The 23,801-nt window shown below is 43.5% G+C and carries 28 protein-coding genes and 3 pseudogenes; 23 read left to right on the top strand and 8 right to left on the bottom strand.

Going from position 1 to position 23,801, the window contains the following annotated elements:
• Nucleotides 1-337: 337 nt before the first annotated feature.
• On the top strand, nt 338-574 hold the full coding sequence (locus tag LKD36_RS10640) for a DUF6061 family protein (protein ID WP_308459572.1): 237 nt from the start codon (nt 338-340) through the stop codon (nt 572-574).
• 52 nt (nt 575-626) lie between these two features.
• Here LKD36_RS10640 and LKD36_RS10635 read toward each other — a convergent pair whose 3' ends face one another.
• The 5 genes from LKD36_RS10635 to LKD36_RS10615 form a co-directional block, all read right to left on the bottom strand.
• Nucleotides 627-1,547 (bottom strand): histidinol-phosphatase HisJ family protein, encoded by a 921-nt coding sequence (locus LKD36_RS10635; RefSeq protein ID WP_331465218.1) that lies wholly within the window; start codon nt 1,545-1,547, stop codon nt 627-629.
• A 27-nt stretch (nt 1,548-1,574) separates the two neighbouring features.
• Nucleotides 1,575-1,760: a DapH/DapD/GlmU-related protein gene (locus tag LKD36_RS10630; protein WP_308459571.1), complete on the bottom strand. Its 186-nt coding sequence runs from the start codon at nt 1,758-1,760 to the stop codon at nt 1,575-1,577.
• Between the two features lie 137 nt (nt 1,761-1,897).
• Complete coding sequence (locus tag LKD36_RS10625) at nt 1,898-2,122, bottom strand: maltose acetyltransferase domain-containing protein (RefSeq protein WP_308459570.1); 225 nt, start codon at nt 2,120-2,122, stop codon at nt 1,898-1,900.
• A gap of 1 nt (nt 2,123) precedes the next feature.
• Nucleotides 2,124-2,753, bottom strand: coding sequence for a sugar O-acetyltransferase (locus LKD36_RS10620; RefSeq protein WP_117690958.1), 630 nt, complete (start codon nt 2,751-2,753; stop codon nt 2,124-2,126).
• A gap of 3 nt (nt 2,754-2,756) precedes the next feature.
• Nucleotides 2,757-4,100, bottom strand: coding sequence for an MATE family efflux transporter (locus tag LKD36_RS10615; RefSeq protein WP_308459569.1), 1,344 nt, complete (start codon nt 4,098-4,100; stop codon nt 2,757-2,759).
• Nucleotides 4,101-4,212: 112 nt separating this feature from the next.
• On the opposite strand from LKD36_RS10615, the gene LKD36_RS10610 reads away from it, so the two are divergent.
• The 5 genes from LKD36_RS10610 to LKD36_RS10590 all read left to right on the top strand — a co-directional run bounded on the left by LKD36_RS10610 (nt 4,213) and on the right by LKD36_RS10590 (nt 7,632).
• The gene (locus tag LKD36_RS10610) at nt 4,213-5,094 is read left to right on the top strand and encodes a helix-turn-helix transcriptional regulator (protein ID WP_118771061.1); all 882 of its coding nucleotides are present in this window, start codon (nt 4,213-4,215) and stop codon (nt 5,092-5,094) included.
• A gap of 105 nt (nt 5,095-5,199) precedes the next feature.
• Complete coding sequence (locus tag LKD36_RS10605) at nt 5,200-5,682, top strand: HNH endonuclease (RefSeq protein ID WP_308459568.1); 483 nt, start codon at nt 5,200-5,202, stop codon at nt 5,680-5,682.
• Nucleotides 5,683-6,030: 348 nt separating this feature from the next.
• Entirely contained in the window at nt 6,031-6,303 is a 273-nt protein-coding gene (locus LKD36_RS10600) for a helix-turn-helix domain-containing protein (protein WP_002593556.1), read from the top strand.
• On the top strand, nt 6,263-6,640 hold the full coding sequence (locus tag LKD36_RS10595) for a TnpV protein (RefSeq protein ID WP_005927690.1): 378 nt from the start codon (nt 6,263-6,265) through the stop codon (nt 6,638-6,640). Before LKD36_RS10600 ends, LKD36_RS10595 begins: the two co-directional genes overlap by 41 nt.
• Nucleotides 6,641-6,669: 29 nt before the next feature.
• Entirely contained in the window at nt 6,670-7,632 is a 963-nt protein-coding gene (locus LKD36_RS10590) for a DUF3658 domain-containing protein (protein WP_005927687.1), read from the top strand.
• A gap of 61 nt (nt 7,633-7,693) precedes the next feature.
• On the opposite strand, the gene LKD36_RS10585 is transcribed toward LKD36_RS10590, so the two are convergent.
• On the bottom strand, nt 7,694-8,500 hold the full coding sequence (locus LKD36_RS10585) for a helix-turn-helix domain-containing protein (protein ID WP_005924756.1): 807 nt from the start codon (nt 8,498-8,500) through the stop codon (nt 7,694-7,696).
• A gap of 483 nt (nt 8,501-8,983) precedes the next feature.
• Here LKD36_RS10585 and LKD36_RS10580 point away from each other — a divergent pair, with 483 nt between their 5' ends.
• The 13 genes and pseudogenes from LKD36_RS10580 to LKD36_RS17690 form a co-directional block, all read left to right on the top strand.
• The gene (locus LKD36_RS10580) at nt 8,984-9,172 is read left to right on the top strand and encodes a hypothetical protein (RefSeq protein ID WP_117536679.1); all 189 of its coding nucleotides are present in this window, start codon (nt 8,984-8,986) and stop codon (nt 9,170-9,172) included.
• Nucleotides 9,169-9,510, top strand: a complete 342-nt coding sequence (locus LKD36_RS10575) for a DeoR family transcriptional regulator (RefSeq protein WP_005924748.1) — start codon at nt 9,169-9,171, stop codon at nt 9,508-9,510. The genes LKD36_RS10580 and LKD36_RS10575 overlap by 4 nt, the downstream gene beginning before the upstream one ends.
• A complete protein-coding gene (locus LKD36_RS10570; RefSeq protein ID WP_117628259.1) occupies nt 9,503-9,799 on the top strand; it encodes a DUF3847 domain-containing protein in 297 nt (98 codons plus the stop codon). Before LKD36_RS10575 ends, LKD36_RS10570 begins: the two co-directional genes overlap by 8 nt.
• A gap of 345 nt (nt 9,800-10,144) precedes the next feature.
• Nucleotides 10,145-10,993: a MerR family transcriptional regulator gene (locus LKD36_RS10565; RefSeq protein WP_025544158.1), complete on the top strand. Its 849-nt coding sequence runs from the start codon at nt 10,145-10,147 to the stop codon at nt 10,991-10,993.
• A gap of 109 nt (nt 10,994-11,102) precedes the next feature.
• Nucleotides 11,103-12,677 (top strand): MobQ family relaxase, encoded by a 1,575-nt coding sequence (gene mobQ / locus LKD36_RS10560; protein WP_025544159.1) that lies wholly within the window; start codon nt 11,103-11,105, stop codon nt 12,675-12,677.
• A gap of 66 nt (nt 12,678-12,743) precedes the next feature.
• Nucleotides 12,744-13,387: pseudogene (locus tag LKD36_RS10555) on the top strand (CHC2 zinc finger domain-containing protein).
• On the top strand, nt 13,356-14,693 hold the full coding sequence (locus LKD36_RS10550) for a virulence-associated E family protein (protein WP_117699277.1): 1,338 nt from the start codon (nt 13,356-13,358) through the stop codon (nt 14,691-14,693). The pseudogene LKD36_RS10555 and the gene LKD36_RS10550 overlap by 32 nt, the downstream one beginning before the upstream one ends.
• Nucleotides 14,694-14,935: 242 nt before the next feature.
• Nucleotides 14,936-15,133, top strand: a complete 198-nt coding sequence (locus tag LKD36_RS10545; protein WP_002595176.1) for a hypothetical protein — start codon at nt 14,936-14,938, stop codon at nt 15,131-15,133.
• Nucleotides 15,134-16,804, top strand: a complete 1,671-nt coding sequence (locus LKD36_RS10540; protein WP_008394601.1) for a recombinase family protein — start codon at nt 15,134-15,136, stop codon at nt 16,802-16,804.
• Between the two features lie 90 nt (nt 16,805-16,894).
• Nucleotides 16,895-16,975, top strand: a pseudogene (locus LKD36_RS10535) (Maff2 family mobile element protein); the annotation flags it as partial.
• Between the two features lie 74 nt (nt 16,976-17,049).
• Complete coding sequence (locus tag LKD36_RS10530; protein ID WP_118771063.1) at nt 17,050-17,373, top strand: type II toxin-antitoxin system RelB/DinJ family antitoxin; 324 nt, start codon at nt 17,050-17,052, stop codon at nt 17,371-17,373.
• 1 nt (nt 17,374) lies between these two features.
• A complete protein-coding gene (locus LKD36_RS10525; RefSeq protein WP_118771064.1) occupies nt 17,375-17,752 on the top strand; it encodes a Fic/DOC family protein in 378 nt (125 codons plus the stop codon).
• Between the two features lie 167 nt (nt 17,753-17,919).
• Nucleotides 17,920-18,090: pseudogene (locus LKD36_RS17690) on the top strand (recombinase family protein); the annotation flags it as partial.
• Between the two features lie 428 nt (nt 18,091-18,518).
• On the opposite strand, the gene LKD36_RS10515 reads toward LKD36_RS17690, so the two are convergent.
• Nucleotides 18,519-19,361 (bottom strand): 4Fe-4S binding protein, encoded by an 843-nt coding sequence (locus LKD36_RS10515; protein WP_308459567.1) that lies wholly within the window; start codon nt 19,359-19,361, stop codon nt 18,519-18,521.
• Nucleotides 19,362-19,532: 171 nt separating this feature from the next.
• On the opposite strand from LKD36_RS10515, the gene LKD36_RS10510 reads away from it, so the two are divergent.
• Complete coding sequence (locus tag LKD36_RS10510) at nt 19,533-19,748, top strand: hypothetical protein (protein WP_308459566.1); 216 nt, start codon at nt 19,533-19,535, stop codon at nt 19,746-19,748.
• 45 nt (nt 19,749-19,793) lie between these two features.
• On the opposite strand, the gene LKD36_RS10505 is transcribed toward LKD36_RS10510, so the two are convergent.
• Nucleotides 19,794-20,687, bottom strand: a complete 894-nt coding sequence (locus LKD36_RS10505; RefSeq protein ID WP_118771074.1) for a LysR family transcriptional regulator — start codon at nt 20,685-20,687, stop codon at nt 19,794-19,796.
• Nucleotides 20,688-20,933: 246 nt separating this feature from the next.
• On the opposite strand from LKD36_RS10505, the gene LKD36_RS10500 reads away from it, so the two are divergent.
• Genes LKD36_RS10500 through ttdB form a run of 3 tightly spaced genes read left to right on the top strand, consistent with a single transcriptional unit; the run spans nt 20,934 to nt 23,796 of the window.
• Entirely contained in the window at nt 20,934-22,199 is a 1,266-nt protein-coding gene (locus LKD36_RS10500; protein ID WP_308459565.1) for an SLC13 family permease, read from the top strand.
• A gap of 43 nt (nt 22,200-22,242) precedes the next feature.
• Nucleotides 22,243-23,148 (top strand): L(+)-tartrate dehydratase subunit alpha, encoded by a 906-nt coding sequence (gene ttdA, locus LKD36_RS10495; RefSeq protein ID WP_308459564.1) that lies wholly within the window; start codon nt 22,243-22,245, stop codon nt 23,146-23,148.
• Between the two features lie 15 nt (nt 23,149-23,163).
• On the top strand, nt 23,164-23,796 hold the full coding sequence (gene ttdB / locus LKD36_RS10490; protein WP_308459563.1) for a L(+)-tartrate dehydratase subunit beta: 633 nt from the start codon (nt 23,164-23,166) through the stop codon (nt 23,794-23,796).
• Nucleotides 23,797-23,801 lie beyond the last annotated feature (5 nt).

Here is a 23,801-nt window from a genome sequence, read left to right as displayed (position 1 = left end):
GGTTTTCGTTAAAACTTACTGTCTAATGGTAAGGGTTTTAAAAACTCAAACTGTCTAATCTATAGGGTACATTTTATAATAACTGTTATATCTTGTTGTTAAATTCTCCGCAAACCCTTGAAAACACTGAATTTATCACAGGTGAGCTTTCCCTTATTGTTTCCCTTGTGTTATATCGTCCCACCAGTGTTTACGAACTCTGATAAGGGCAAATACAAGGGCAAGAAAATCCTATAAAACAGTATAACACAAAATAAAAGTGACATGGTGAACTGATTGGAATGCTTCTTAATTTTTACAATTAATGATCGATTGAATCATAAGGAGATGGGATACGATGAGAACAATATTTGCAAAATACAATCCACAACGCAACAGTATTGATGTATATACCAGTGCTGGCTATATGCTCCGCATTGACTGTTGGGAAGCTGAGAAGGACTTAAAAACCACGCCTGGATCAGACTGTGCATTGAACGCACTTGCCATTGATAAACCGCTGGAATATGCAAAATTATATCTTGATGGAAATTTACAGATGTGGGTAGATGCGGAAGATTCATCAGAATTATAAACCACAAGCAGCCTGTATACTTTGTCACATACAGGCTGCTTAATCAGATTCATTATAACTGATGATAAATCGGTTTCATTTTATCAAAAGTACAAAACTCTTTGAATCCCAGTGTCTTTAATTCCTGTTTTGTCTCATCAATAAATGTTCCCAAATGTTCCGGTTTGTGACTGTCACTTCCTATGGTGATTATAGTTCCACCTAACTCTCGATATAATTTCAAAATATCTCTTGATGGGGTAAGATCAGATAATCCATATCTGTGACTGGAAGTATTTACCTCAATTCCTTTTCCATCAGCAATTACTGTCTTTAAAATTTCAGTAAATATCGGCTTTAATTTTTCAAATGAATAAGTACCTGCTTTATCATATCTGGTGATTAGATCCATGTGCCCTAAAACACTGTAATTGTGATAATTTTGAACAAGATATAATAATTCCTCATAGTAGCGTTCGTTATATTCCTGCTGTGTCCTGTCACGTTGGAAATCCTGCGTCCAGAATTCTTTATCCTCTACTTCATGAACCGAAAGAATGATAAAATCAAATGGATATTTCGCATACAATTTTTCATATTGTTCTATGGTATGTACCTGCATACCAAATTCCATTCCCAGCTTTAGCGTAATCTTATCTCCGTACTGCGTTTTCATCTTCTGGTAAGTCTTATAATACAATGGATAATTAACATTGAGTATCGGCATATTTTCCGGTTCACCCGGTATTCCTTCCCGATATCTTATTTTTTCACCATCATCCCAGTCATTTTTCACCCCATAATCAACGTGATCTGTAAAACAGATTTCATCAAGTCCCATTACTATCGAGTCTCTTACAACCTGCTCCATCTGATATTCTGAGTCATCACTAAATTCCGTATGTACATGATAATCTGCCTTCATCGTTCTATTTTTCACTTCCGTTTCCCATCGTAGTTTACGTTCTTCTTCCAAATCCCCATCTTCGATCATACGATCTTTATAATAATAAATCTGATCCTACTCTCCAATTTCACGGATCACTTTACATGGATTTCTTGCTGCAACTGAATTAGCCGGAATGTCATGGACTACCACACTTCCGGCTCCAATCACACTGTTTTCACCTATATGAACGCCCGGACAAATTGTTGTACCAGCTCCGATCCAGCAGTTATCCTCAATTGTTACCGGATCTGTATACATATATTCCCTCATCTTTGGATTAACAGGATGCCCCACCGTAGCTATTGTAACTGCCGGACCAAACATTACTTTTTTGCCAATGATAATTTTCCCATCATCAACAAAGTTACAGTTAAAATTCAGGTAAGAGCCTTCCCCTATGGTAATATTAGTCCCATAGCAGCAGTAAAATGGCGGTTCCACCCACGCATTTGTTTTTTTCCTAAAAGTTCATTTAATGCCGTCATTCTTGCCTTTACATCATCAGGCATAGTAGAATTAAACTGAATCATTCTTTTCTTACAGTTTATCCGGTCTTCTGGAAGTCCTTCGCAATAATCTGTAAATAATTTTCCGGCTTCAGTACGTTCTCTCATGGTCATATTATTTTCCCTCCTGCACACATATCATGTTCCACGCTTCATCATCAATTTCTTCATCATGGAACAATTTTCTTTTGTCATTATCTGTTATTTTTCTGAGCACCCGGCACGGATTCCCTGTTGCAATCGACCAGTCTGGAATATCTTTCGTGACAACACTTCCAGCACCAATTACCACATTGTCTCCGATGTGTACCCCTGGGCACACTACTGAATTTCCTCCCAGCCATACATTATCCCCGATGGTAACCTCTTTTCCATATTCAAAAGCAGAATTGCGCGTGTCTGGGTAAATTGGATGTCCTGCTGTATAAATAGCTACATTTGGTGCCATCTGACAGTTATCGCCGATTTTTACCTTTGCCACATCTATGATCGTGCAGTTATAATTTGCAAAAAAATTCTTCCCCACCTCAATGTGTGAGCCATAATCACAGTAAAAAGGCGGGTTAATACATGCACCTTCAGATTTTCCCAAAAGTTCTTTTACCATTTCTGCAATTCCATCAAAATCCGACCGGTCTGCAAAATTAAGTTTTTGCAGGATTTTTCTGCATTTAATCTGTTCTTCCATAACTGCTTCATCTGAAATATAAGCAAGCTGCATATCTCTTCTTTTTTTCATATCCATAATTTAATTCTCCGTTTCTGTTAAATTTTTTACCCATTTATATTGTCTGTAATGTTTAAATACCGCTGGAAGTTTTACCAACTCATCAAGATTTAAGACAAAATACACCATTAGTACCGGCAATTTCAAGACAAATGCCACAATGCATCCCAGCGGAACTGCAAAGCACCACATAGTAACCATATCACACTTTAAACCAAATTTTGTATCTCCTCCTGCCGGGAAAATACCACCTATTGTCATGGAATTGATTGATTTTCCTATTACATAATAGCTGCTCATAAACAGCATATACTTCAAATACCCACCTGCTATATCGGTCAGATTCGTAAAATGCAGAATAACCGGTGTCAGGAGAAGAATCATTCCTCCGGTCAGAATCCCCGAAAATACCGCAATTTTACATAAAGTATTTCCACTTTTTCTTGCTTCGAATAAGTTTCCCTCGCCAAGCAGATTTCCAACGATAATACTTCCGCCATATCCAAAACCAGTACAAACACAGATCAGGAGATTTTTGGTTATATTTGCAATAGAATTAGCTGCGACAGCATCGGAACCAAGATGTCCAAGTATAACTGAATACATCGTAAATCCACCGCCCCAGACAAGTTCATTCAAAAGCACCGGATAAACATGTTTCCAGAATTTTGTGGTTATATTTATTTTTCGTTTTTTTATATCTGATATTCCCACCCAAAGCTCCTTTTTCAAGTGCAAAATATATATCGTGATAACCAGACCAATCCCATTTGCAATGACAGTAGCCAGTGCTGCACCCGCAATCTCCATTCTTGGAAATCCAAAATATCCATAAATGAGAACAGCATTTAGTGCAATATTAACACAGACAACGATTGTACTGATCATAGTGCATTTGCCTACATAACCACAATTTTTCAATATTCCCTGTAAAACCTGTAAAATGCCCGAAAACACATACGATAATCCAATCAGCTTCAGATACTTAACCCCATAATCAATCAATATAATATCATTTGTAAATAATCTCATAAGAGTTTCAGGAACAAATAATGTTGCAATAAAAAAGAAGCCAGAAACTGCTACTACATATTTCAAGACAAGTCCTGCTGATGTCCGTAATCCATCAAAGTCTTTTTTCCCATAATACTGTGCAACAAACATATTCTCCCCTATTGTAAGTGCTGTTAAAATCAAATTAAAAACAAAGGTGATCTGCGAAGCCAGTGAAACTGCTGACAGAGAATTCTGATTTAGCCCTCCCAGCATAAAAGCATCACATGCACTCACAAGTGCCAGCATAAACTGCTGTGCCGTAATAGGCAGGGCAAGTTTCAGAATCTTATTTCTGAATTTGTTTTCCATCTATATTTTATTTCCTTTCTGTGCACAATATAAAGATATACAAATTTTATTGATTTTTATACCAGAATCCGCCATAATAATATAACAAACGTTCGCAAAGGAGGAAATCTTGATGGAGGTATGTCCAAGCACTGTTTTAAATTCAGATGCATCGGAAAATGTTGCCTATAACAATCCAGACTTTCCTGCATATGTAAAAAAGGGACAGCTTTCAAGCTATCCTGATTTTCGTGCAGTCAGCCATTGGCATGACGATCTGGAATTTATTCTGATTTTAGATGGACAGATGTTTTATGATGTGAATGGTCAGAGGATTCCTTTGCAGACAGGCGAGGGGATTTTCGTAAACAGCCGCTGCTTTCATTATGGCTATTCCGATGCACATACAGAATGTCTCTTTATCTGTATTCTTTTATCCCCACTACTACTTTCTGTAAATACTTATTTTGTAGAAAATTGTTTAAATCCACTGCTACAGAATATTCATTTTCCTTATCAGAAACTGAATCCATCGATTCAGTGGCAGAATTCTATTCTTCATGACCTTGAAATGCTTTACGAAAAAAACATGGACAAAATACAACCGTTTTTTACTCTGGAAAAAACAGTTCATATTTTCCGATTACTTGCTGAAAATATGAACTATTTTCCTGACTATGATAAAGATACGGAAGATATTTTAGTTCTCACTGCAATGATTGGATATGTACAAAAAAATTATCCAAATAAAATTTTGTTGAAAGATATTTCCTCTTCTGGAAATTGCTGCAAGACAAAGTGTACTTCCCTTTTCCAGAAATATTTAAATACTTCCCCTATGGTCTATCTGAACCGTTATCGTCTGGAGAAATCTGTTTTTCTTCTTCGAAATACCACAATGTCTGTTACTGAGATAGCATATGCCTGTGGTTTTTCAAATAGCAGTTATTTCTGTGAACTTTTTCATAAGTATTATAATACAACGCCGGGCAAGTTTCGCACCAATAATAGATAAACACTATTCGTATTGTTTGACTTATAATCATAATGGATATTTTTTAATAAAGTCCCCGGTCTTCACGCCAGTCTTTCACATAGCATCTAACTCTGATATAGCCCCTTGAGATTTCTGCACGAACGTCCCATTGTTCCAGTGGGAGCCGTTCCACAAAAAAATGCCAAAAACAAAAGGAAAGCCATCAATAAGTACACTGCTAATGGACGAGAGCTGATTCATAAAAATCTTGCTATCAATACCGACGCAATGTTATGGCTGATGCGTAATCCTGTTAAGGGCAGGTCGATTGAATATGCAGACAACAGAATATCACTATTTGCGGCTCAATATGGCAAATGTGCGGTCACTGGGCTTCCTATGGAAGTACATGACCTTCACTGTCACCATAAAGTGCCATCAAGCAAAGGTGGTACGGATGCATATGAAAATCTGATATTAGTCTCAAAAGCCGTTCATGTGATTACCCATGCAACGTCTGAAATCACAATCAGAGAATATCTGAACCCACTGCAATTAGATGATTCTAAACTTGCAAAACTTAACAAACTTCGAACTATGGCAGAAATGCCTGTAATCATTCTTTGATAATTATGCTGTTACGAAGTGTGTAAATCGTATATGAAAAACCCTGGCTGTTGAATTCGATGGAACGCCGTGTGCGGTAAAAGCTGCATGCACGGTGTGGAGCGGGGGAAAATCCGGAGATTATATCAAAGGATTACCTATCGCTATCAGGCGCAAAATCCCAGGGAATGAAACAGTTCATGGCTAATTAGTTGGAACAAAAAACGAAAGGAAGAGCACAATCCAGACGGTATCAGCGGCAGGCTACAAGAATAAATTGTGATTTCACAAGATTGGTGCTATAATAAGAGAAAAGTTCCTGCCGGGGCAGCCGCCCCGGTGGTATGGATAGAAAGGCAGGAAAACAATATGCACATCAGCTATAAACCACTCTGGCACACACTGTTAGAGCGTGATATGAGAAAAGAGGATTTAAGGCTTGCCGCTGGTATGACAACAAATATGATTGCCAACATGAGCAAAGAGGGAAAGCACATCAGCATGGATACATTAGCCCGTATCTGCGAAACGCTGAATTGTGAGATTACCGATGTGATTGAGTTAGTACCAGACGAGCCTGCTTCCACAGGAGGTAAGGAACATGAGCGAATTGAAACCAAGAATAACGGAAAACGGAATTGATTATATCCTTGTCGGAGATTATTACATCCCGGACTTGAAACTGCCGGAGGAACACCGCCCTATCGGAAAGTACGGACGGATGCACCGGGAATATTTAAGGGAAGTCCACCCAGCCAGATTGAATACATTGATACTGACCGGGGAATTGTGGACATATCTTGCAGACCTGAACGAACAGGCACAGGAACGGTTAGACACCATCATGGAGCAGATGAAAACTGCCGAGGGCGTAACCGAGGAATTGAAGCGTACCCACCAAATGGAATGGGTGCAGCGTTGCAATAACATTCATAACCGGGCAGAAGAAATTGTTTTGCATGAGATGATTTATTCATAACGGGAGCAATTAAATCGGAGGTATATAAGATGATTGAAATTGTATTTGGTGAAAGTGCCTGTGGAAGTTTGAAAATTGCCCAAACTTACGGCAAGGGAAAGTATAGAGGAAGTGCTGTTTCAATATTTATGAGGCATGAAGACGGGAGTGTTCCATCTTCAGATGAAATGAAAAAAGCACAGCTTCAAGCACAGGAACAAGAACGCATTGCTTGGGAGAATGCTATTCCATTGGGAGGCAAGAGCTGTGATGTTTATTGTTTTGATATGGCTCTTAGTGTGGGAGATATTTCTGATAATGGAATTGGCGAACAGCGGAAAAATGTTTTCAAGAAAATGCTGTCTGTCTGCTTTGTAGAGGATTTAGATTATCAGGTTGAAGAAAAAATACAGAAAATTAAAACTACATTGACCTCAGTGATTGAACGATATGTAGCTGGGGAAGAAATTCGCATTTGGTATAGCTATAATCCAGATGAGCTTTGTGGTATGTATTGGCTTATGAAACAACTTCAACCCTTAAACTGCCAGACAACAATTTATTTGGTTAAGTTACCTACATGGGAATATGGAAAAGAAAATACTATGACATCCAAAATAGCATGGGGCGAGGTCTCTCCTGGCGAATGGGGAAACTATATAACTCTACAAGAGAAAGCTAATCCTGTATTTCTTTCAGCTTGTGCTATGAAATGGAATCAACTTCAAAATGAAAATGCACCTTTGCGTGCAATGTTAAATGGTAAATTGCAAAGCGTTTCAGAAGATATATATGATAGTTTCATTCTTCGTGAAATTGCGGAACAGCCAGAGCAATTCAAAATGGCTATTGTCATAGGTAATGTTTTAGGAAAATATCAACTTGGAATTAGTGATGTATGGATTTCCAATCGCATTGATAAAATGCTTGAAGATGGTGTGTTGGAAATTATACAGGACGCACCAAAGGGAGAAACAAATTATCGCCGAATATTAAGAAAACGAATGAAGTAATAACCACAGCACAAACCGCTGCTACATGGAATCCAACAAACCATGCAACAGCGGTTTTCCTTTACCGTTTTTTCCTCTGGTTGATAGGCGTTCCCGTTTTCTTTGATTTTTGGAGAATCCGAATAAGCCAGCGAAATTCTTCATCTGACAGATTTTTATAGTTGATACCGAGCTGCTTGCAGTAAAGCACTGCCAGTTTTTCCAAACGGCTGCCCTTGAAATTTTCGACCGCTTCCAGATTTTCTTTCAGTTCATTGGCAACAGTGGTCTGGGGCGCACTCTCACTATCCTTTTTATGGGTTTCCCGAATATCCCGGATAATCAGGTTTAGGTCATCCAGAACCATGTGGCTGAAATATTCATCATCACTGATATGGGCGGCTTGCAGCACTTTCAAATGTGGGTCATCTTCGCCAGGGCGATACCGTTCTATGATTTCATGCCGGACAGTATCGACAAGGGTGTTGAGGTTTTGAATCTGCATGGTGGCAATCCCATCCACATAAATCTCAATGTCCGCAAGAAACTTGATAAAGTCCTTATGGGTGGCAAGTTCGCAGAGCAGACGGTTGTTGATCCGTCCGCTTTTCAGAAGTGCAACCATTTCATCGTTCAAATGCAGCTCCGTCAGTGGCGTGTTGATCTGCTCCCTGTTCTCTGTCCGGCACAGCAGATAATCGACGGAAACCCCATAGAAGTCTGCCAGCGTGATAAGGTTGCCATGATTGATTTCCTTAAAATCTTCTTTTTCATAACTGCCAAGGGCTGATTTAGAAATACCCGTTAGTTTTGATAGTTCTTCCAGATTTAAGCCTTTGTCCTTGCGGAGTTCCCAAAGGCGTTCCTGTATGCTTGTTGCTCCTTTCATGGGCACACGCTCCTTTCCAACGGTTTCATTGCTGCCGCTTATCTGGATTATATCACACTTTCCGTAATCGTGGAAATTTCTGATTTTTACCCTTAATTCCTACTTTGTGGACATACGGCACAGGGCACAAAAATGTTCTATGATACAGGTAGTTCATCGATGGATTATTCCAATCGAATGACCAGCCTGTGTGGGATATGCTTCCCCGGCGATGTAGCGCCATGAATTTTGGCAGGGATATGGAGGAACCCTGACCGAAACGAGCGTACCAAAGGGAGCGATACGCCGCTGTGAGATTCAGGGGAGGAACGACACCGGGGAGAACTGGCGAACTGACACCGAAATGATACCGAAACACGACAATCTGATAGGGGGATAGTCTACCCTATCGCTGATACTTCGGGAGATTTTAAGCGGCTCTATGGCTGTAATTTTGCCGAAAATCGCCCCGAGACCATACACTAAAACGGGAGGAAACACAATATGCCGAGAATGAGCAAAAAGAGGAAGCATGAGCTTTCCTTTTACCTCAATGACCGGGGGCGTGTCACTTACAACGAATTATGCCGGAAATGCCAGCATGGGTGCAAGCAGAGCTTCCGGGCGGTTGTGATTGACTGCCCCTGTTATTTATCCAAACGAGCAAAGAAAAAGGAGGAACACACCGAATGAATTTTGAATTTATGACGATAGACACACCATTACCGCCCTGTATGCCATTTCCCAGAGCGTTGACAGGATTTCCAGTCAGCAGCACCGCAAAGGTCATGTACTGCCGGATGCTGGACGCTATGCTATCCAAAGGGAAGGAGGACGAGAACGGAATCCTGTTTGTCTGCTTCCCCATCACAGCCATTGCCGCAGTCCTGTCCCGCAGCCCCATGACGGTCAAGCGTTCTCTGAATGAACTGGAAACCGCCGGACTTATCATGCGGGTGCGTCAGGGCATTGGAGAACCAAACAGGATTTATGTGCTGATACCGGGAAAGGAGGACGCTGCCCTTGCCTGATACCTCAAAACTGGAAAAGCTCAACCGGGAGTTGGAAAAAAGCGAAAAGAAACTGCGGAAAGCCATCAATGATGAAAAGGCATTGCAGCACCAGTTGAAGCAGCTTACCCGAAAGGAACGGACGCATCGGCTCTGTACTCGTGGCGGTATGCTGGAAAGTTTTCTGCAAGAGCCGGAACGCCTGACAGATGATGATGTCATGCTGCTGTTGAAACTCATTTTTCACAGGCAGGACACGCAGGAACTATTGAAAAAACTGCTGGAACGGGAGAAGCTGGAAACCCCTTAGTTTACTAAGGGCGCAATTATACACCACCCAAAGGTTGGTGCATTGCGTTCTCCGAAGGCTCCTCGCCGGAGGGCTGTGATTTTCCGCAGCCACGGACTGCTCCAAATCAAACAGGGGACGCTACACTTTCCCTGCGCTGGCTTTCGCCAGCTACCCTTTTGTGGACTTGCCATCTGGGGACACCTTGCGTTGCAAGCTGTTCCCAGCCGACAAGTTTTACAGAATCAGTTTTCTGTCTTTTGAGAAGAAATGAAAAATGTTATACTAAAAAATGAAAATGCCTATTGACTCTCACGGAACGTCATAGATTAAAGTTACCTTATCAGGAACAGGAGGTCAGCAGCTATGAGGACAGTAAAAGAAATATCAGATTTAACAGGTATCAGCGTTCGCACGCTTCACTATTATGATGAAATCGGGTTGTTAAAGCCAACAGAAAAAAGTGATGCGGGATACCGGCTTTATGACGATAAGGCACTGGAAACATTACAACAGATTTTATTTTTCCGTGAGTTTGATATCTCCTTGAAAGAAATCAAAGCTGTTTTGGACAATCCGGCTCTTGAAAGAAATCAGATTCTACAAGTACAGCGAAAAATGTTGGTAACAAAGAAAGAACGAATGGAACGTCTGATTGCCAGCATTGATGACATTCTGAAAGGAGAGAACAAAATGGATTTTACAATTTTTACCAAAACAGAAGTAGAAGAAATGTTCCAAACCATGCTTGAGCATATGCCGGAGAATATGAGAAACATTGCAATTAAAGAATTTGGTAGCATTGAACAATGGAAAAAGCATTATATGGAAGTCGTATCTTCGGAAGAAATGCAGAAAGGCTATGCAAAGGTAGTTGAATGGTATGGTGGAAAGGACAAGTTTCTGTCTGTTGCCCGAACTCCCGTCAGCAAAGAAGTTGCAGAAAGCTATAACAAACGGATAGAAGCGATTTTGCAAAAACTGATTGCAAAACAGAATTGTGACATAGATTCTTTTGAAGTAAAAGAGCTTGTTGGAGAATATGGCTTTGTTATGAAACAGCTTGCCCAGATAAAAGAAGAAAAAGGCTTTATGATGGCACAGACGCAGTATTACCGCAATGAACAAATCAAACCAATGATAGACGAAAAATACGGTGAAGGGGCTTCTGATTTCTTTGCACAGGCAATAGAAAACTATTATAAAGTTAAGTAATCTTGAATTTTAACTAAATACCCGCCGCCCCCAGCGGCACACCAAGCAGGAAATCTGAAAAAGGTCTCCTGCTTTTTTTATACCTAAAATCGGAAAGGAGGAACACTAAATGCCCTGTCCACACAATCAAATCTCCATCGTCCAGCGTAGCAACCGCCAGTCTGCTGTTGCCGCCGCTGCTTACCAAAGCGGCGAAAAGCTGTTCTGTGAATACGACCAGCAAGTGAAGCACTACCCAGAAAAGCGTGGTATCGTCCATAATGAAATCCTGCTCCCGGCAAATGCCCCGCCAGAGTATGCAGACCGCAATACCTTATGGAACGCCGCCGAAGCTGTTGAGAAGCAATGGAACTCCCAGCTTGCAAGGCGGTGGGTGCTTTCCATTCCCAGAGAGATACCGCCCGACCAGTACGCCGCCCTTGTCCGGGATTTCTGCAATCAGCAGTTTGTTTCCAAAGGAATGTGCGTGGATTTTGCCATCCATGACAAAGGGGACGGAAACCCTCACGCTCATGTCATGCTGACTATGCGGGCAATGGATGAACATGGGAAATGGCTTCCCAAGAGCCGCAAGGTTTATGACCTTGACGAGAACGGGGAACGGATAAAACTTCCGTCCGGCAGATGGAAAAGTCACAAGGAAGATACGGTTGACTGGAACGACCGCAAGTATTGTGAAATCTGGCGGCATGAATGGGAGATCATCCAGAACCGCTATCTGGAAGCCAACAACCGCCCGGAGCGGGTGGATCTCCGTTCTTATGAAAGACAGGGGCTTGATATTATCCCTACCGTCCATGAGGGTGCTGCTGTCCGGCAGATGGAAAAGCGAGGGATTCAGACCAACATCGGAAATCTGAACCGGGAAATCAAAGCCGCCAACAGCCTGATGAAGTCTATCCGGCAGCTTATTAAAAATCTCAAAGGCTGGATTATCGAGCTTAGTGAAAAACGAAAAGAACTGCTTGCGGAAAAAGCTGCGGAGGAAGCGGTATTTCTTCCCAATCTGTTGATGAAGTACATGGAGGTACGAAAGGCAGAACGGAGCGACTGGACACGGGCGGGACAAAACCGTGGAACTTCCAAAGACTTAAAGGCAGTCAGCGAAGCCCTGTCCTATCTTCAGAGAAAGGGACTTTCCACCGTGGAGGATTTGGAAAACTTTATAGAAACGTCCGGGAAATCTGCCGCCGACTACCGAAAGCAGATGAAGCCAAAGGAAACCCGCAGCAACGTGATTGACGCTATCCTTGCCGCCCGGACGGACTGTAAGGAATGTAAGCCCGTTTATGAGAAATACCAGAAGATATTTTTCAAGAAAACTAAGGAAAAATTCAAGCTGGAACACCCGGAGGTTGCCCGGTTTGAGAAAGCCAGTGCCTACCTTGCCAAGCACCCGGATGATAAGGACAGCACGAAAAAGGAGCTTTTGCAGGAACAGGCGAAGCTTGTGGGCGAAATCGCAGACTTGAAAGTACCGTTGACCGAGGTGCAGGAAGATTTGAAGAAGCTGCGGGACATCCGCTACTGGGTACGGAAAGCCACACCCGGCACAGAGGAAAGCAAAGAGCCGCCCAAGAAGCAGCCCCTCAAAGAAGTCTTGCAGGATAAGGCTGACGAGAAGAAAGCACAGAAAAACGCCCCGGCGCAGACGAAACACAAACAACAGGATATGGAACTTTAACAGGCACTTGCCATTTTCAGATTGAGAATGATAAGTGCCTTTTCTTTTTTACAAGGAGGAATTGATTTGAATGTATTTGAAGCTGTGAAGCAGTCCGTTACGACAAGACAGGCTGCGGAGCATTACGGAATCCGGGTAAACAGAAACGGGATGGCTTGCTGCCCGTTCCACAACGATAAGACCCCAGCATGAAGCTGGACAAGCGTTTCCACTGCTTCGGATGTGGTGCAGATGGGGATGTGATTGATTTTGTAGCTGCCCTGTACGGGCTGGGGAAAAAGGAAGCCGCCGCACAGTTGGCGAGTGACTTCGGGCTTGCCTATGAGGACTGGAAGCCACCGGGCAGGGCAAGGAAGCCCAAGCCCCGGCAGAAATCCCCGGAAGAACAGTTCCGGGAAGCAAAGGCACATTGCTTCCGTGTCCTTGCCGATTATCTACACCTCTTACGGGTATGGAAAACCGACTATGCCCCGCACTCCCCGGAGGAAGCGTTTCATCCCCGGTTCGTGGAAGCCTTGCAGAAGCAAGCCCATGTGGAATATCTGCTGGATGTGCTGCTGTTCGGGGAGACAGAGGAAAAAGCGGTTTTGATTATGGACTACGGAAAGGATGTGATACAGCTTGAACAGCGAATGGCAGAGCTTGCAGCCGCAGACGCAGCAAGAACTAAAAAACACCATGAACGCCATGCAGCCGCCCCAGAGCGTTGAGGAAGTAAAGGCAACTCTGGAAACCACCGAGAAAGGCGGCGTCCGCCAGAGCATACGGAACTGCCTGACCGTATTCCAGCGTGACCCTGTGCTTGCCGGGGCAATCGCCTACAACATCCTGACCGACCGCAAGGACATCATAAAGCCCATCGGTTTTCACAGAGAAAGCACAGCCCTGACCGATACGGACATGAAGTATCTGCTTCTCTATCTGGAGGAAACCTACGGGCTTACCAGTGAGAAAAAGATTGAAACCGCCATCGGGATTGTGGCGAATGAGAATAAGTACCACCCCATCCGGGATTTTCTGAACAGCCTTGCATGGGACGGGACTGAGCGCATCCGCTTCTGTCTGCGGCACTTTCTGGGAGCTGATGTGGACGATTACACCTATGAAGCCTTGAAGCTGTTCATGCTGGGGGCGATTACAAGGGCATTTAAGCCCGGAAGCAAGTTTGAAATCATGCTGTGTCTGGTAGGCGGTCAGGGGGCTGGCAAATCCACCTTCTTCCGGCTGCTGGCAGTCCGGGACGAGTGGTTTTCCGATGATTTGCGGAAGCTGGACGATGATAACGTGTACCGCAAGCTGCAAGGTCACTGGATAATTGAAATGTCGGAAATGATGGCAACCGCCAATGCCAAGAGCATTGAGGAAATCAAGTCCTTTCTAAGCCGCCAGAAAGAGGTTTACAAAATTCCCTATGAAACTCACCCGGCAGACCGCCCCCGTCAATGCGTGTTCGGCGGCACTTCCAACGCCCTTGACTTTCTCCCCCTTGACCGTTCCGGCAACCGCCGATTTATCCCGGTCATGGTGTACCCGGAGCAAGCCGAGGTTCACATTTTGGAGGACGAAGCCGCTTCCAGAGCCTATATCAGCCAGATGTGGGCGGAAGCAATGGAGATTTACCGAAGCGGCATGTTCAAGCTGTCATTCAGCCCAGCCATGCAGCGGTATCTCAAAGAACACCAGCGGGATTTTATGCCGGAGGACACCAAAGCCGGGATGATACAGGCTTACCTTGATAAGTACACCGGGGAAACGGTCTGCTCCAAGCAGCTCTACAAGGAAGCCTTAAACCACACCTTTGATGAGCCGAAGCAATGGGAAATCCGGGAAATCAACGAGATAATGAACCAGTGCATTACCGGGTGGAACTACTTTTCCAATCCGAGGATGTTTGCGGAATACGGCAGACAAAAGGGCTGGGAGCGTGAAAACCCGGCAACGGACTCCGGCAACCCGTCTGAAAAAACGATGGACGGTTTTGTGGAGGTCACAGAGCAGATGGAGCTTCCATTCTGAAAATGACAGCCCGTTGCCGACTTCGTTGCTATCCCGTTGCCGAGCCGGTTGCCGGGGAAAATCCCTTATTTCCGGGCTTTTTCCCTCTCTGACAACCAAAACAACAGAAAAATAAAAGAAAAGTATAAATAGTAATCAACGCCAGATTGAGATTGTTTGCAAGGTCTTTTGAAGCCCGTTGCCGGACTTCGTTGCCGACCGTTCTCTGTCTGGCTATTTTCATGTATGGAGGATAACTGCCTATGGCGAAAAATAAGACCAAGATTGAAGTGACAACCGTATTTGACGGGGAACTGGACGCCACCGATGTGTTCGTCAGCCTGATTTCCCAGAAATACGGCAAAACAAATACAAAAGAATATCTTGCTAAAAAGAAAGATTTGAAGTATAATGAAGATGAGGTTCAACAGAGCCAGATACCGTCTGGATTGTGTGGGTAAATGGCTATGATGAACGAAATGGAATACAGAACAATCGGTTCAGCACTTGCCGGGGGCTATCGTGCGGCGGTCTATTGCAGGCTGTCAAAGGACGATGACCTGCAAGGCGAAAGTGCCAGTATCGCAAACCAGCGTGATATGCTGGAAAAATACTGCGAAAAGCAGGGATGGGAGGTTGTGGCAGTCTATCAGGACGATGGCTTCACAGGTCTTAATATGGAGCGTCCTGATTTACAGAGAATGTTGAGAGCCATTGAGCGCAGGCAAATCAACCTTGTCATCACGAAAGACCTCAGCCGACTGGGGCGTAACTATTTGCAAACAGGGCATTTGATTGAGGACTTTTTCCCAAGAAACGGTGTCCGCTATATCGCCATGAATGACGGTATCGACACCCTGCGGGATAACAACGACATCGCCCCGTTCAAGAATATCCTGAACGAGATGTACAGCAAGGATATTTCCAAGAAAGTCCATTCCTCTTATCTTCTGAAAGCGCAGAAAGGACAGTTTACCGGGTGTCTTGCCCCGTTTGGGTATCGGAAAGACCCGGAGGACAAAAACCATCTGCTCATTGACGAGGAAACCGCCCCGATTGTGCGGCTGATTTTCGGATATGCCCTAAACGGTCATGGTCCGAACTATATCCGCAGACGGCTGGAGGAAGAAAAAATCCCCTGCCCCACATGGTGGAACCGGGAACGGGGGCTTCGCAATACCCGCACCAAATGGGAAAAGAAAGACCCGGAAAACGGGCGGTATATGTGGGACTTTTCCGTTATCAAAGACCTTTTGATGAATCCCGTTTACACTGGGGCGATTGCTTCCCAGAAAAAGGACTACCGTTTCAAAATCGGCACGATTGGGGAAAAGAAGCCGGAGGACTGGATTGTAGTGGAAGGACAGCATGAACCGCTGATTGACCGCATGAGCTTTGACATTGTGCAGAACAAGCTGAAATCCCGCCAGCGTCCGGGGCAGACCAATGAAATCAGCCTGTTTGCCGGACTGATAAAATGCGGCGAGTGTGGGAAGTCTCTGACGGTACGCTACACAAACGCAAAACATCCCCAGCAGATTTACTCCTGCAAGACCTACAATGCCTTTGGAAAGAACCACTGCACCCAGCACCGGATTGATTATGACACCCTTTACAGTCATGTGCTGCGGAAAATCCGGGAATGTGCCAGAGCTGCCCTGATGGACGGGAAAGCGGTTGCTGACCGCCTGACCAATACCTGTGAAGCCGAGCAGCGGGAACAGCGGGAAGCAATGGAACGCTCCCTTACAAGGGACGAGGAACGGATTGAGGTTCTGGACAAAATGGTAATGCGGCTTTATGAAGATATGATTGCAGGGCGTATCAGTGAGCAGAACTTCAACACCATGCTGGAAAAGACACAGACCGAGCAGACGGAACTTAAAACAAAAGTGTCCGAGGGCAGAAAGCGGCTGTCCGATGAAGTCCAGCTTGCCAATGACGCAAAACAATGGGTGGAAGCCATTCAGGAATACGCCAACATTACAGAACTGGACGCAGCCACCCTCAACCGCTTAATCAAAGAAATCGTCGTGCATGAGCGCATTGACGAAGATAAAACAAGACACATTTCTATCGAAATTCATTTTAATCTCAAACCCATCCCGGAGGTGGAACAGGTCACTGCCTGACCTGTCCCGCCGGGACGGTTCTCTTAAAAACACCATATAGATTTTTTGTACGCCGCCGCCCGCCATCGAGCAGAGTTTTACACCTAATTGGGGATAAAACAGCTTATGGCCGGCGGTGGAGTGGCACTGATCGGAACGACTCTGGTTCCGTTACTGGCTGGTCTATTCTAAAAAACCAGTAATTGCTGATTGACTATGTATAGACAGTGTCATATAATAAATATACAAGAAAGAGAGGTGCTTTTATGGAAAGTATGGGAATTGTTCAAGCGAGAACACCAGAGAGCGTAAAAGAAAACGCGACAAACATTTTAGAAAAGCTTGGCCTTAATATGTCTACGTATATCAATATGGCACTGAATCAGTTGATTATACAGGAAGGAATTCCTTTTGCTGTTAAGCTGGCAAAGTCATCCTATACGGATGAAGAGAAAATAAAGGAAGTAGCTGCAACCTTAAGGATGGAAGGTCTAAAGCTGAGTGACAGTGATCTTAGTATGCTGCAGGAGATTAAGAGTGGTAACATGAGCATTGATGATGCGAGAGCGAAAATATTGAGCGAGGTATAATATGCCGGATACAAAATATTGTTATCCTGATACAGATATACTGATCAATAAGCTTGATATAAGAGATCTTGATAAGCTTCATATATTTGAACGGAAGCTGACAATGCTTAGATTGCTGGAACTGCTGGACAAACCAATAAATGGTAAATTTGATTTCAAGCATTTACAGGCTATTCATGCTTATATTTTCCAAGATGTGTATGACTGGGCAGGAAAAGTAAGAACAGTAGACATTGCGAAAGGAAATATGTTTTGTAATGTCAGATTTATTTCAAGTCAGGCTGATGTGATTTTTTCCGGACTTAAGGAAGAGCATTATTTAGCAGGACTGGATGAGGATATGGAAAAGATTATAGCAAAATGTATCAAGAAAAAGTAAATATGGAACAGGGCATAAGGCCGATTGGTGAATTACTCACTGACCGGTCTTTTCTTATGCCCAAAACAACAAGATCCGGTAAAAATGAACAGCCGGAAATCATGAAAAATCAATGGAGGAATTTTATTATGGCATTTTTTCAGAGTGCAGTAGGAACCTTACAGACACTGGTAGTGGCCCTGACAGATAGAAATGCAACATGGAGAGTTGGCGTATACTGCTGACTTTCCAAAGATGACGAACTGATCGGGGAGAGTGCCAGTATTTCCAACCAGAGGGACATTCTGGTGAATTACTGTCAGTCACAAGGATGGCAGGTGGTGGATGTGTTTCAGGATGGTCTCCGGTGCAACAGTTCGCTTCTCGTTTTTGAGGAACTTCGCCAGAAAAGTTGCGGAGAAGGTCGTGCCCACATTCGCAATCACCTAAGCGATGATTCATTCCAGCAAGTCCATGTCACGGATCTTGTTCCGCTTCACAATGTCTTTGAGCTGGACAGAGTTGAACAGGTCATGAAGGTAGAGCTTGGAAGGAGCATCCTCGTAGCGGATGTTGGCAAGGTACGGCATACCGCCGGATAGTAGATACTTCTGAAAGTATTTCTTGTTGAATGCGAATAGCCTGGAATTTTAAGTCGATTTGAGTTGTTTGTGCCTGAAAACGGTCAATTCTCGGATTCTGAGAGTGATTCTGAGTGTTTATAAATTTTATCATATCACTCATTTTTATTCTCCCAAACCCGATTTTATTTACATACTATTATTTTTTAATGCAGTGCTTTTGTTGGGCAGACCAGTGTACATTCGTAGCAGAGGATGCACTCTGTTCCATTTTTTCGTTTGCGGGTTTCCTTGTTGATCTCCACGTTCATGGGACAGACCCGCAGACATTTGCCACAGTGGACACATTTACTCTCGTCACAATGGACCCGCAGCAGGGAGAAATAGCTCATGGGCTTGAGGAACACCGTGATGGGGCAGAGATACTTGCAGAACGCGCGATTATCCTTGAAGGCGAATGCCAACACGATGCCAGCGATGTAGTAAAACACATTTCCAGCGAGAAACAGCCAGAACATGATTTTTTCCAGATGTACGGTCTTCATCAAAAATAGCCCGGACACCAATGCCAGAGACAGAGCAAACATTATATAGCGCAGAACGCCCAGCTTTTCTTTCCGCGGTTTCTGAGGCTTTTTATAAGGCAGAAAATCCAGCAACATCGCCGTCCAGCAGGCGTAGCCGCACCAGCCGCGCCCGAACAACAGAGGTCCAAAGATTTTTGCAACCGCATAGTGGATCGTCGCCGCCTCAAATACGCCGAGGAACAGGTAGTACCAGAACCCTTCGATCTGCATATTCTCGCGGGAGATGACACCGAGGTACAGCAGCATATAGTTTCCCACCGCCAGCTGTACGAAATGGCGGGCATATCGTTTCCCGGCGGTAAAGAGTGCTGTTCCTATCCCAAGGCAGACTCCGATGTAGCTGAAATTCAGCAGATAGAACAGGTTGCCTTTTGTGAGCCATAGTGTGATTGCTACTGCTTCAAACAGCAGAAACAGCAGGATCGACATAATATATTTTGAAAATCTTCTACTATTTGTCATTTCCTTTCTTTCCTTTCCTTTTAAATAATAAAGATGATAAGTAAAATATGCAATCATGATTCTGTAAAATAATAATGAAACAGACCTCTTTAGCAACAAACCATTCTATGGTAATATAAATTCAGTTATAGATATTCTCATCTTCAAAAGGTAGAAAGGTGTAATTCTTTGATGATATATACAGTAAAACGGATTGATGAAGATTTAGATTTCGGTTGTGAAGAACGATTTGAAGACATGCCAGTCATGGCAATAGTGACTCTTATAAATTCTTCAAGAGAAGAAGTGATTGTAAAAATAGAAGATGCCATGCTCTATGAACGTAACATCAATGAAGGTGATAAAGTTTGCTTTGGTGTAAATAATAAATTAGAAAAAATAGAATAATGTGCACTAAAAACCAGTCTTTCCATGGGTGTGAGACTGGTTTTTTTATTCCTTAATCAACGGGTGATCTTTATAATATTTTCTTGTGAAATTCAAAAAAGTCTGCATATCATTACTGATATATTTTCCTTTTTTCCAAATCATACCGATTTTAATAAAGAGCGGCGGTTTTAATGGAAGCTGCACGATATCCGGAAATTTGTCTGTCATGCTGGAATAGAGAAAACATCCGCAGTTGTTATTTTTCAGAAACTGCAGAGTGGTATAAATCTGACTGTTGTGCATCAGAACATGAGGTGTAAAACCTTCCAGTTCAAACCGGATTTTCAGGAGCTGGTTCTGGACGGAGTCTCCGTTGAAGAAAATCAGGGGTATCTGTGCCATATCCTGAATCGTGGCTTCTTCTTTTCGGACTAAAGGATGTTCTTTGCTGACACAGAATACTACTTGGTCATTTGCTAACAGGGCATGGTGGAATTTATCGATGTTATACTGCTCCATATTGACCAGTGCCAGATCCAGACTGTCGTTCTGGACGAGATTACAGGCACGAACGGAAGCGTATTCTTCCAGCATGACCGGCACATCCGGGTATTCCTTCTGAAATGCAGTCAGAAGTTCAGGAAAGAATACCGTACTGAGCATGGGAGGAATGCCGATTCGGATAGGAGGTTTGTTGCGGGATAATCCAAAACAGTCCGACTGGAGTTCTGTACAGTACTGCAGAATGTAATTGGCTTTCTCATAAAGGGTTTCACCTTCGCCGGTCAGAATTAACTGATTTCCTTTTCTATAAAAGAGACTGATTCCAAATTCTATCTCCAGATCACGAATGGCTGTGGAGACCGTCGGTTGGGTTACGTAGAGTTCTTCGGCGGCTTTTGTGATACTGTGACAGCGGCTTGCAGTGCAGAAATAACGCAGCTGATTCAAAGTCATGGTATCTGTCCTTTCTTTCTGATATTTCCTATTAATAATAACATATTTTTTTTCATTATCCTAGTAAAAATGTATAAAACGGGTATTTCAAATTTGACTCCATAAAAATTTTTTATATGGTCATATAATCTAACAATTTGTTTTTATGAACAACCATAATTATAATGAAAGTACAAATGAAATATGTTCGGCCGACATTTTCAAAAGGGAACTCAGTTATATTAACAGGATGAAAGGGGATTATAAATGTCTCAAACAACTATTACTCTGCTGTTTCTTGCATTTGCAGTCATCAGTTTTATTCTTGAAAAAATTCCACTGGGTCTGACTGCATCTATTTGTGCCATTGGTCTGACACTGACCGGAGTACTTGATTCACAGACGACTTTCGCACAGTATGTAAACAGCAACGTGATTCTCTGTGTTGGCATGTTTGTCGTAGGACAGGCACTGTTTGAAACAGGAATGGCAAATAAAATCGGAGGACTGGTTACTAAATTTGCCAAAACAGAAAAAATGTTAATTGTTGCGATTATGGTGATTGTAGGTATCATGTCCGGATTTTTATCCAATACCGGTACGGCAGCAGTCCTGATTCCGGTTGTCTGTGGAATCGCAGATGAGTCTGGTTATTCCAGAAGCCGCCTTCTGATGCCGCTGGTATTTGCAGCAGCACTTGGTGGAAATCTTTCCATTATTGGCGCACCGGGAAATCTCATGGGTGTGAATGCACTTCAGGAGATGGGATTGTCCACCAGCTTCTTTATGTATGCTCCGGTAGGAGTTCCGATGCTGATCCTTGGAATTCTTTACTTTGCTTTCATCGGATACCGTTTCCTTCCGGATGGAAAGAATGCAGTGACAGAGGAAGTAGGAGAGCAGAAAGATTTCAGTAATGTACCGAAGTGGAAACAGGAAGTATCTCTGATTGTATTGATTCTTGTAATTTTAGCAATGATCTTTGAAAAAGAGATCGGTATCAGTATTCAGGTATCAGCCTGCATCGGGGCAATCATACTGGTGTTAACCGGAGTTATCTCTGAAAAAGATGCATTGAAGTCCATTGACTTGAAAGTGGTTCTTCTGTTCGGTGGTTCTCTTGCTCTGGCAAAAGCACTGGATACGACAGGAGCAGGTGTCCTGGTTGCAGACAAGATTGTAGGCCTTCTGGGTGCAAATCCGAATCCGCTTATTCTGCTGTTGGTAATCTTCATTGTAACCTGTGTACTGACGAACTTCATGTCCAACACAGCAACGACGGCTCTGATGGTACCGATTGCTGTATCACTGGCAAACAGTCTGGGAGCGGATCCGCGAGCAGTTGTTATCGCAACCGTTATTGCAGGTTCCTGTGCATATGCGACTCCGATCGGCATGCCGGCGAACACTATGGTAGTAGGACTTGGCGGATATAAATTCAATGACTATGCAAAATCCGGATTACCACTGATTCTGGTATCCTTTGTAGTCTGCATGGTTCTCTTGCCGATCCTGTTCCCGTTCTATCCGTAAGCACGTTAATTTAATGATTCATAAATACCAGGAGGTAATAAAAATGACTAAGGAAAATGGAGTAAAACAGTTAACAGATATGGTAGCTGATTTCGTAGGCCATATCGGAAAAAAATTACCGGATGATGTAGTAAAGAAACTGGAGGAGCTTGGCTCTCAGGAAACTGCTGCACTTCCGAAGGTTCTCTATGAGACCATGACCAAGAACCAGGGTCTGGCTGTAGAGCTCAACAGACCGAGCTGCCAGGATACCGGTGTTCTCCAGTTCTGGCTGAAATGCGGAACCAATTTCCCGTACATCAACGAGCTGGAAGGACTTCTGAAAGAAGCTGTTGTTCAGGCTACTTTCGCAACTCCGTTAAGACATAACTCTGTAGAGACTTTTGATGAGTACAATACTAAGAAAAACGTTGGTAAAGGAACTCCGACCGTATGGTGGGATATCGTACCGAACAGCGATAAATGTGAAATCTATGCATATATGGCAGGCGGCGGATGTACGCTTCCGGGAAAAGCCATGGTTCTGATGCCGGGTGCAGGATACGAAGGAATCACTGATTTTGTACTGGATCAGATGACTACTTATGGACTGAATGCTTGTCCTCCGCTGCTGGTAGGTGTTGGTGTTGGTACCTCCGTAGAGACTGCAGCACTCAATTCCAAGAAAGCATTGATGCGTCCGATCGGATCTCACAATGACAATGCAAATGCAGCAAAGATGGAGAAACTTCTGGAAGACGGAATCAACAAAATTGGCCTTGGACCGCAGGGTATGGGCGGAAAATATTCCGTTATGGGCGTAAATATTGAGAATACCGCACGTCATCCGTCTACCATCGGTGTTGCTGTAAACGTAGGATGCTGGTCTCATCGTCGCGGACATCTGGTTGTAAATGCAGATCTGTCTGTAACCTGTGATACTCATTCCACCTGGAAATTCAATGCATAAGCGGAGGTAAAAATCATGATTGAAATTAGAGGAGATAAAAAAGTTCTCGTTACACCGGTAAGCGCAGATGATCTGAAAGATATTAAAATCGGTGACATTGTATGGCTGGACGGCGATCTGATGACCTGCCGTGACGTGGCACACCGTCGTCTGGTAGAGTACGGAAGAGAGCTTCCGTATGATATCAAAGACAAAGCTATTTTCCATGCAGGCCCGATCGTTCGTAAGATCGAGGGAACTGAGGATGATTATGAAATGGTTTCCGTAGGACCGACCACTTCCATGCGTATGGAGAAATTTGAATATGAGTTTACAAAACTGACCGGTGTCAGAGTTATCGTTGGAAAAGGCGGAATGGGTCCGAACACCGAGCGTGCCTGCAAAGAGTTTGGCGCAATCCACTGTGTATTCCCGGCAGGCTGTGCAGTCGTTGCAGCTACAGAGGTAGTAAAGATCAAAGAGCATCACTGGGATGAGCTTGGTATGCCGGAGACTTTATGGTGCAACGAAGTCAAAGAATTTGGTCCGCTGATCGTATCTATCGATGCACAGGGACGTAACCTGTTCGAGGAGAACAAAGTAGCTTTCAATGAGAGAAAAGAAGAAGCAAAGAAAGCAATCTATCCGGAAGTAAAATTTATTAAATAATTCTG

Source organism: Hominiventricola filiformis (assembly GCF_020686965.1).
GTDB lineage: Bacteria > Bacillota > Clostridia > Lachnospirales > Lachnospiraceae > Hominiventricola > Hominiventricola filiformis.
This window is presented reverse-complemented; position numbering and strand designations above follow the sequence as displayed.

Excerpts from the sequence above, each read along its gene's own strand:
- LKD36_RS10640 (WP_308459572.1), top strand. The coding sequence starts at position 338 with ATGAGAACAATATTTGCAAAATACAATCCACAACGCAACAGTATTGAT.
- LKD36_RS10635 (WP_331465218.1), bottom strand. The coding sequence starts at position 1,547 with ATGATCGAAGATGGGGATTTGGAAGAAGAACGTAAACTACGATGGGAA.
- LKD36_RS10630 (WP_308459571.1), bottom strand. The coding sequence starts at position 1,760 with ATGTATACAGATCCGGTAACAATTGAGGATAACTGCTGGATCGGAGCT.
- LKD36_RS10625 (WP_308459570.1), bottom strand. The coding sequence starts at position 2,122 with ATGACCATGAGAGAACGTACTGAAGCCGGAAAATTATTTACAGATTAT.
- LKD36_RS10620 (WP_117690958.1), bottom strand. The coding sequence starts at position 2,753 with ATGGATATGAAAAAAAGAAGAGATATGCAGCTTGCTTATATTTCAGAT.
- LKD36_RS10615 (WP_308459569.1), bottom strand. The coding sequence starts at position 4,100 with ATGGAAAACAAATTCAGAAATAAGATTCTGAAACTTGCCCTGCCTATT.
- LKD36_RS10610 (WP_118771061.1), top strand. The coding sequence starts at position 4,213 with ATGGAGGTATGTCCAAGCACTGTTTTAAATTCAGATGCATCGGAAAAT.
- LKD36_RS10600 (WP_002593556.1), top strand. The coding sequence starts at position 6,031 with ATGCACATCAGCTATAAACCACTCTGGCACACACTGTTAGAGCGTGAT.
- LKD36_RS10595 (WP_005927690.1), top strand. The coding sequence starts at position 6,263 with ATGAGCGAATTGAAACCAAGAATAACGGAAAACGGAATTGATTATATC.
- LKD36_RS10590 (WP_005927687.1), top strand. The coding sequence starts at position 6,670 with ATGATTGAAATTGTATTTGGTGAAAGTGCCTGTGGAAGTTTGAAAATT.
- LKD36_RS10585 (WP_005924756.1), bottom strand. The coding sequence starts at position 8,500 with ATGAAAGGAGCAACAAGCATACAGGAACGCCTTTGGGAACTCCGCAAG.
- LKD36_RS10580 (WP_117536679.1), top strand. The coding sequence starts at position 8,984 with ATGCCGAGAATGAGCAAAAAGAGGAAGCATGAGCTTTCCTTTTACCTC.
- LKD36_RS10575 (WP_005924748.1), top strand. The coding sequence starts at position 9,169 with ATGAATTTTGAATTTATGACGATAGACACACCATTACCGCCCTGTATG.
- LKD36_RS10565 (WP_025544158.1), top strand. The coding sequence starts at position 10,145 with ATGAGGACAGTAAAAGAAATATCAGATTTAACAGGTATCAGCGTTCGC.
- mobQ (WP_025544159.1), top strand. The coding sequence starts at position 11,103 with ATGCCCTGTCCACACAATCAAATCTCCATCGTCCAGCGTAGCAACCGC.
- LKD36_RS10550 (WP_117699277.1), top strand. The coding sequence starts at position 13,356 with ATGAACGCCATGCAGCCGCCCCAGAGCGTTGAGGAAGTAAAGGCAACT.
- LKD36_RS10545 (WP_002595176.1), top strand. The coding sequence starts at position 14,936 with ATGGCGAAAAATAAGACCAAGATTGAAGTGACAACCGTATTTGACGGG.
- LKD36_RS10540 (WP_008394601.1), top strand. The coding sequence starts at position 15,134 with ATGGCTATGATGAACGAAATGGAATACAGAACAATCGGTTCAGCACTT.
- LKD36_RS10530 (WP_118771063.1), top strand. The coding sequence starts at position 17,050 with ATGGAAAGTATGGGAATTGTTCAAGCGAGAACACCAGAGAGCGTAAAA.
- LKD36_RS10525 (WP_118771064.1), top strand. The coding sequence starts at position 17,375 with ATGCCGGATACAAAATATTGTTATCCTGATACAGATATACTGATCAAT.
- LKD36_RS10515 (WP_308459567.1), bottom strand. The coding sequence starts at position 19,361 with ATGACAAATAGTAGAAGATTTTCAAAATATATTATGTCGATCCTGCTG.
- LKD36_RS10510 (WP_308459566.1), top strand. The coding sequence starts at position 19,533 with ATGATATATACAGTAAAACGGATTGATGAAGATTTAGATTTCGGTTGT.
- LKD36_RS10505 (WP_118771074.1), bottom strand. The coding sequence starts at position 20,687 with ATGACTTTGAATCAGCTGCGTTATTTCTGCACTGCAAGCCGCTGTCAC.
- LKD36_RS10500 (WP_308459565.1), top strand. The coding sequence starts at position 20,934 with ATGTCTCAAACAACTATTACTCTGCTGTTTCTTGCATTTGCAGTCATC.
- ttdA (WP_308459564.1), top strand. The coding sequence starts at position 22,243 with ATGACTAAGGAAAATGGAGTAAAACAGTTAACAGATATGGTAGCTGAT.
- ttdB (WP_308459563.1), top strand. The coding sequence starts at position 23,164 with ATGATTGAAATTAGAGGAGATAAAAAAGTTCTCGTTACACCGGTAAGC.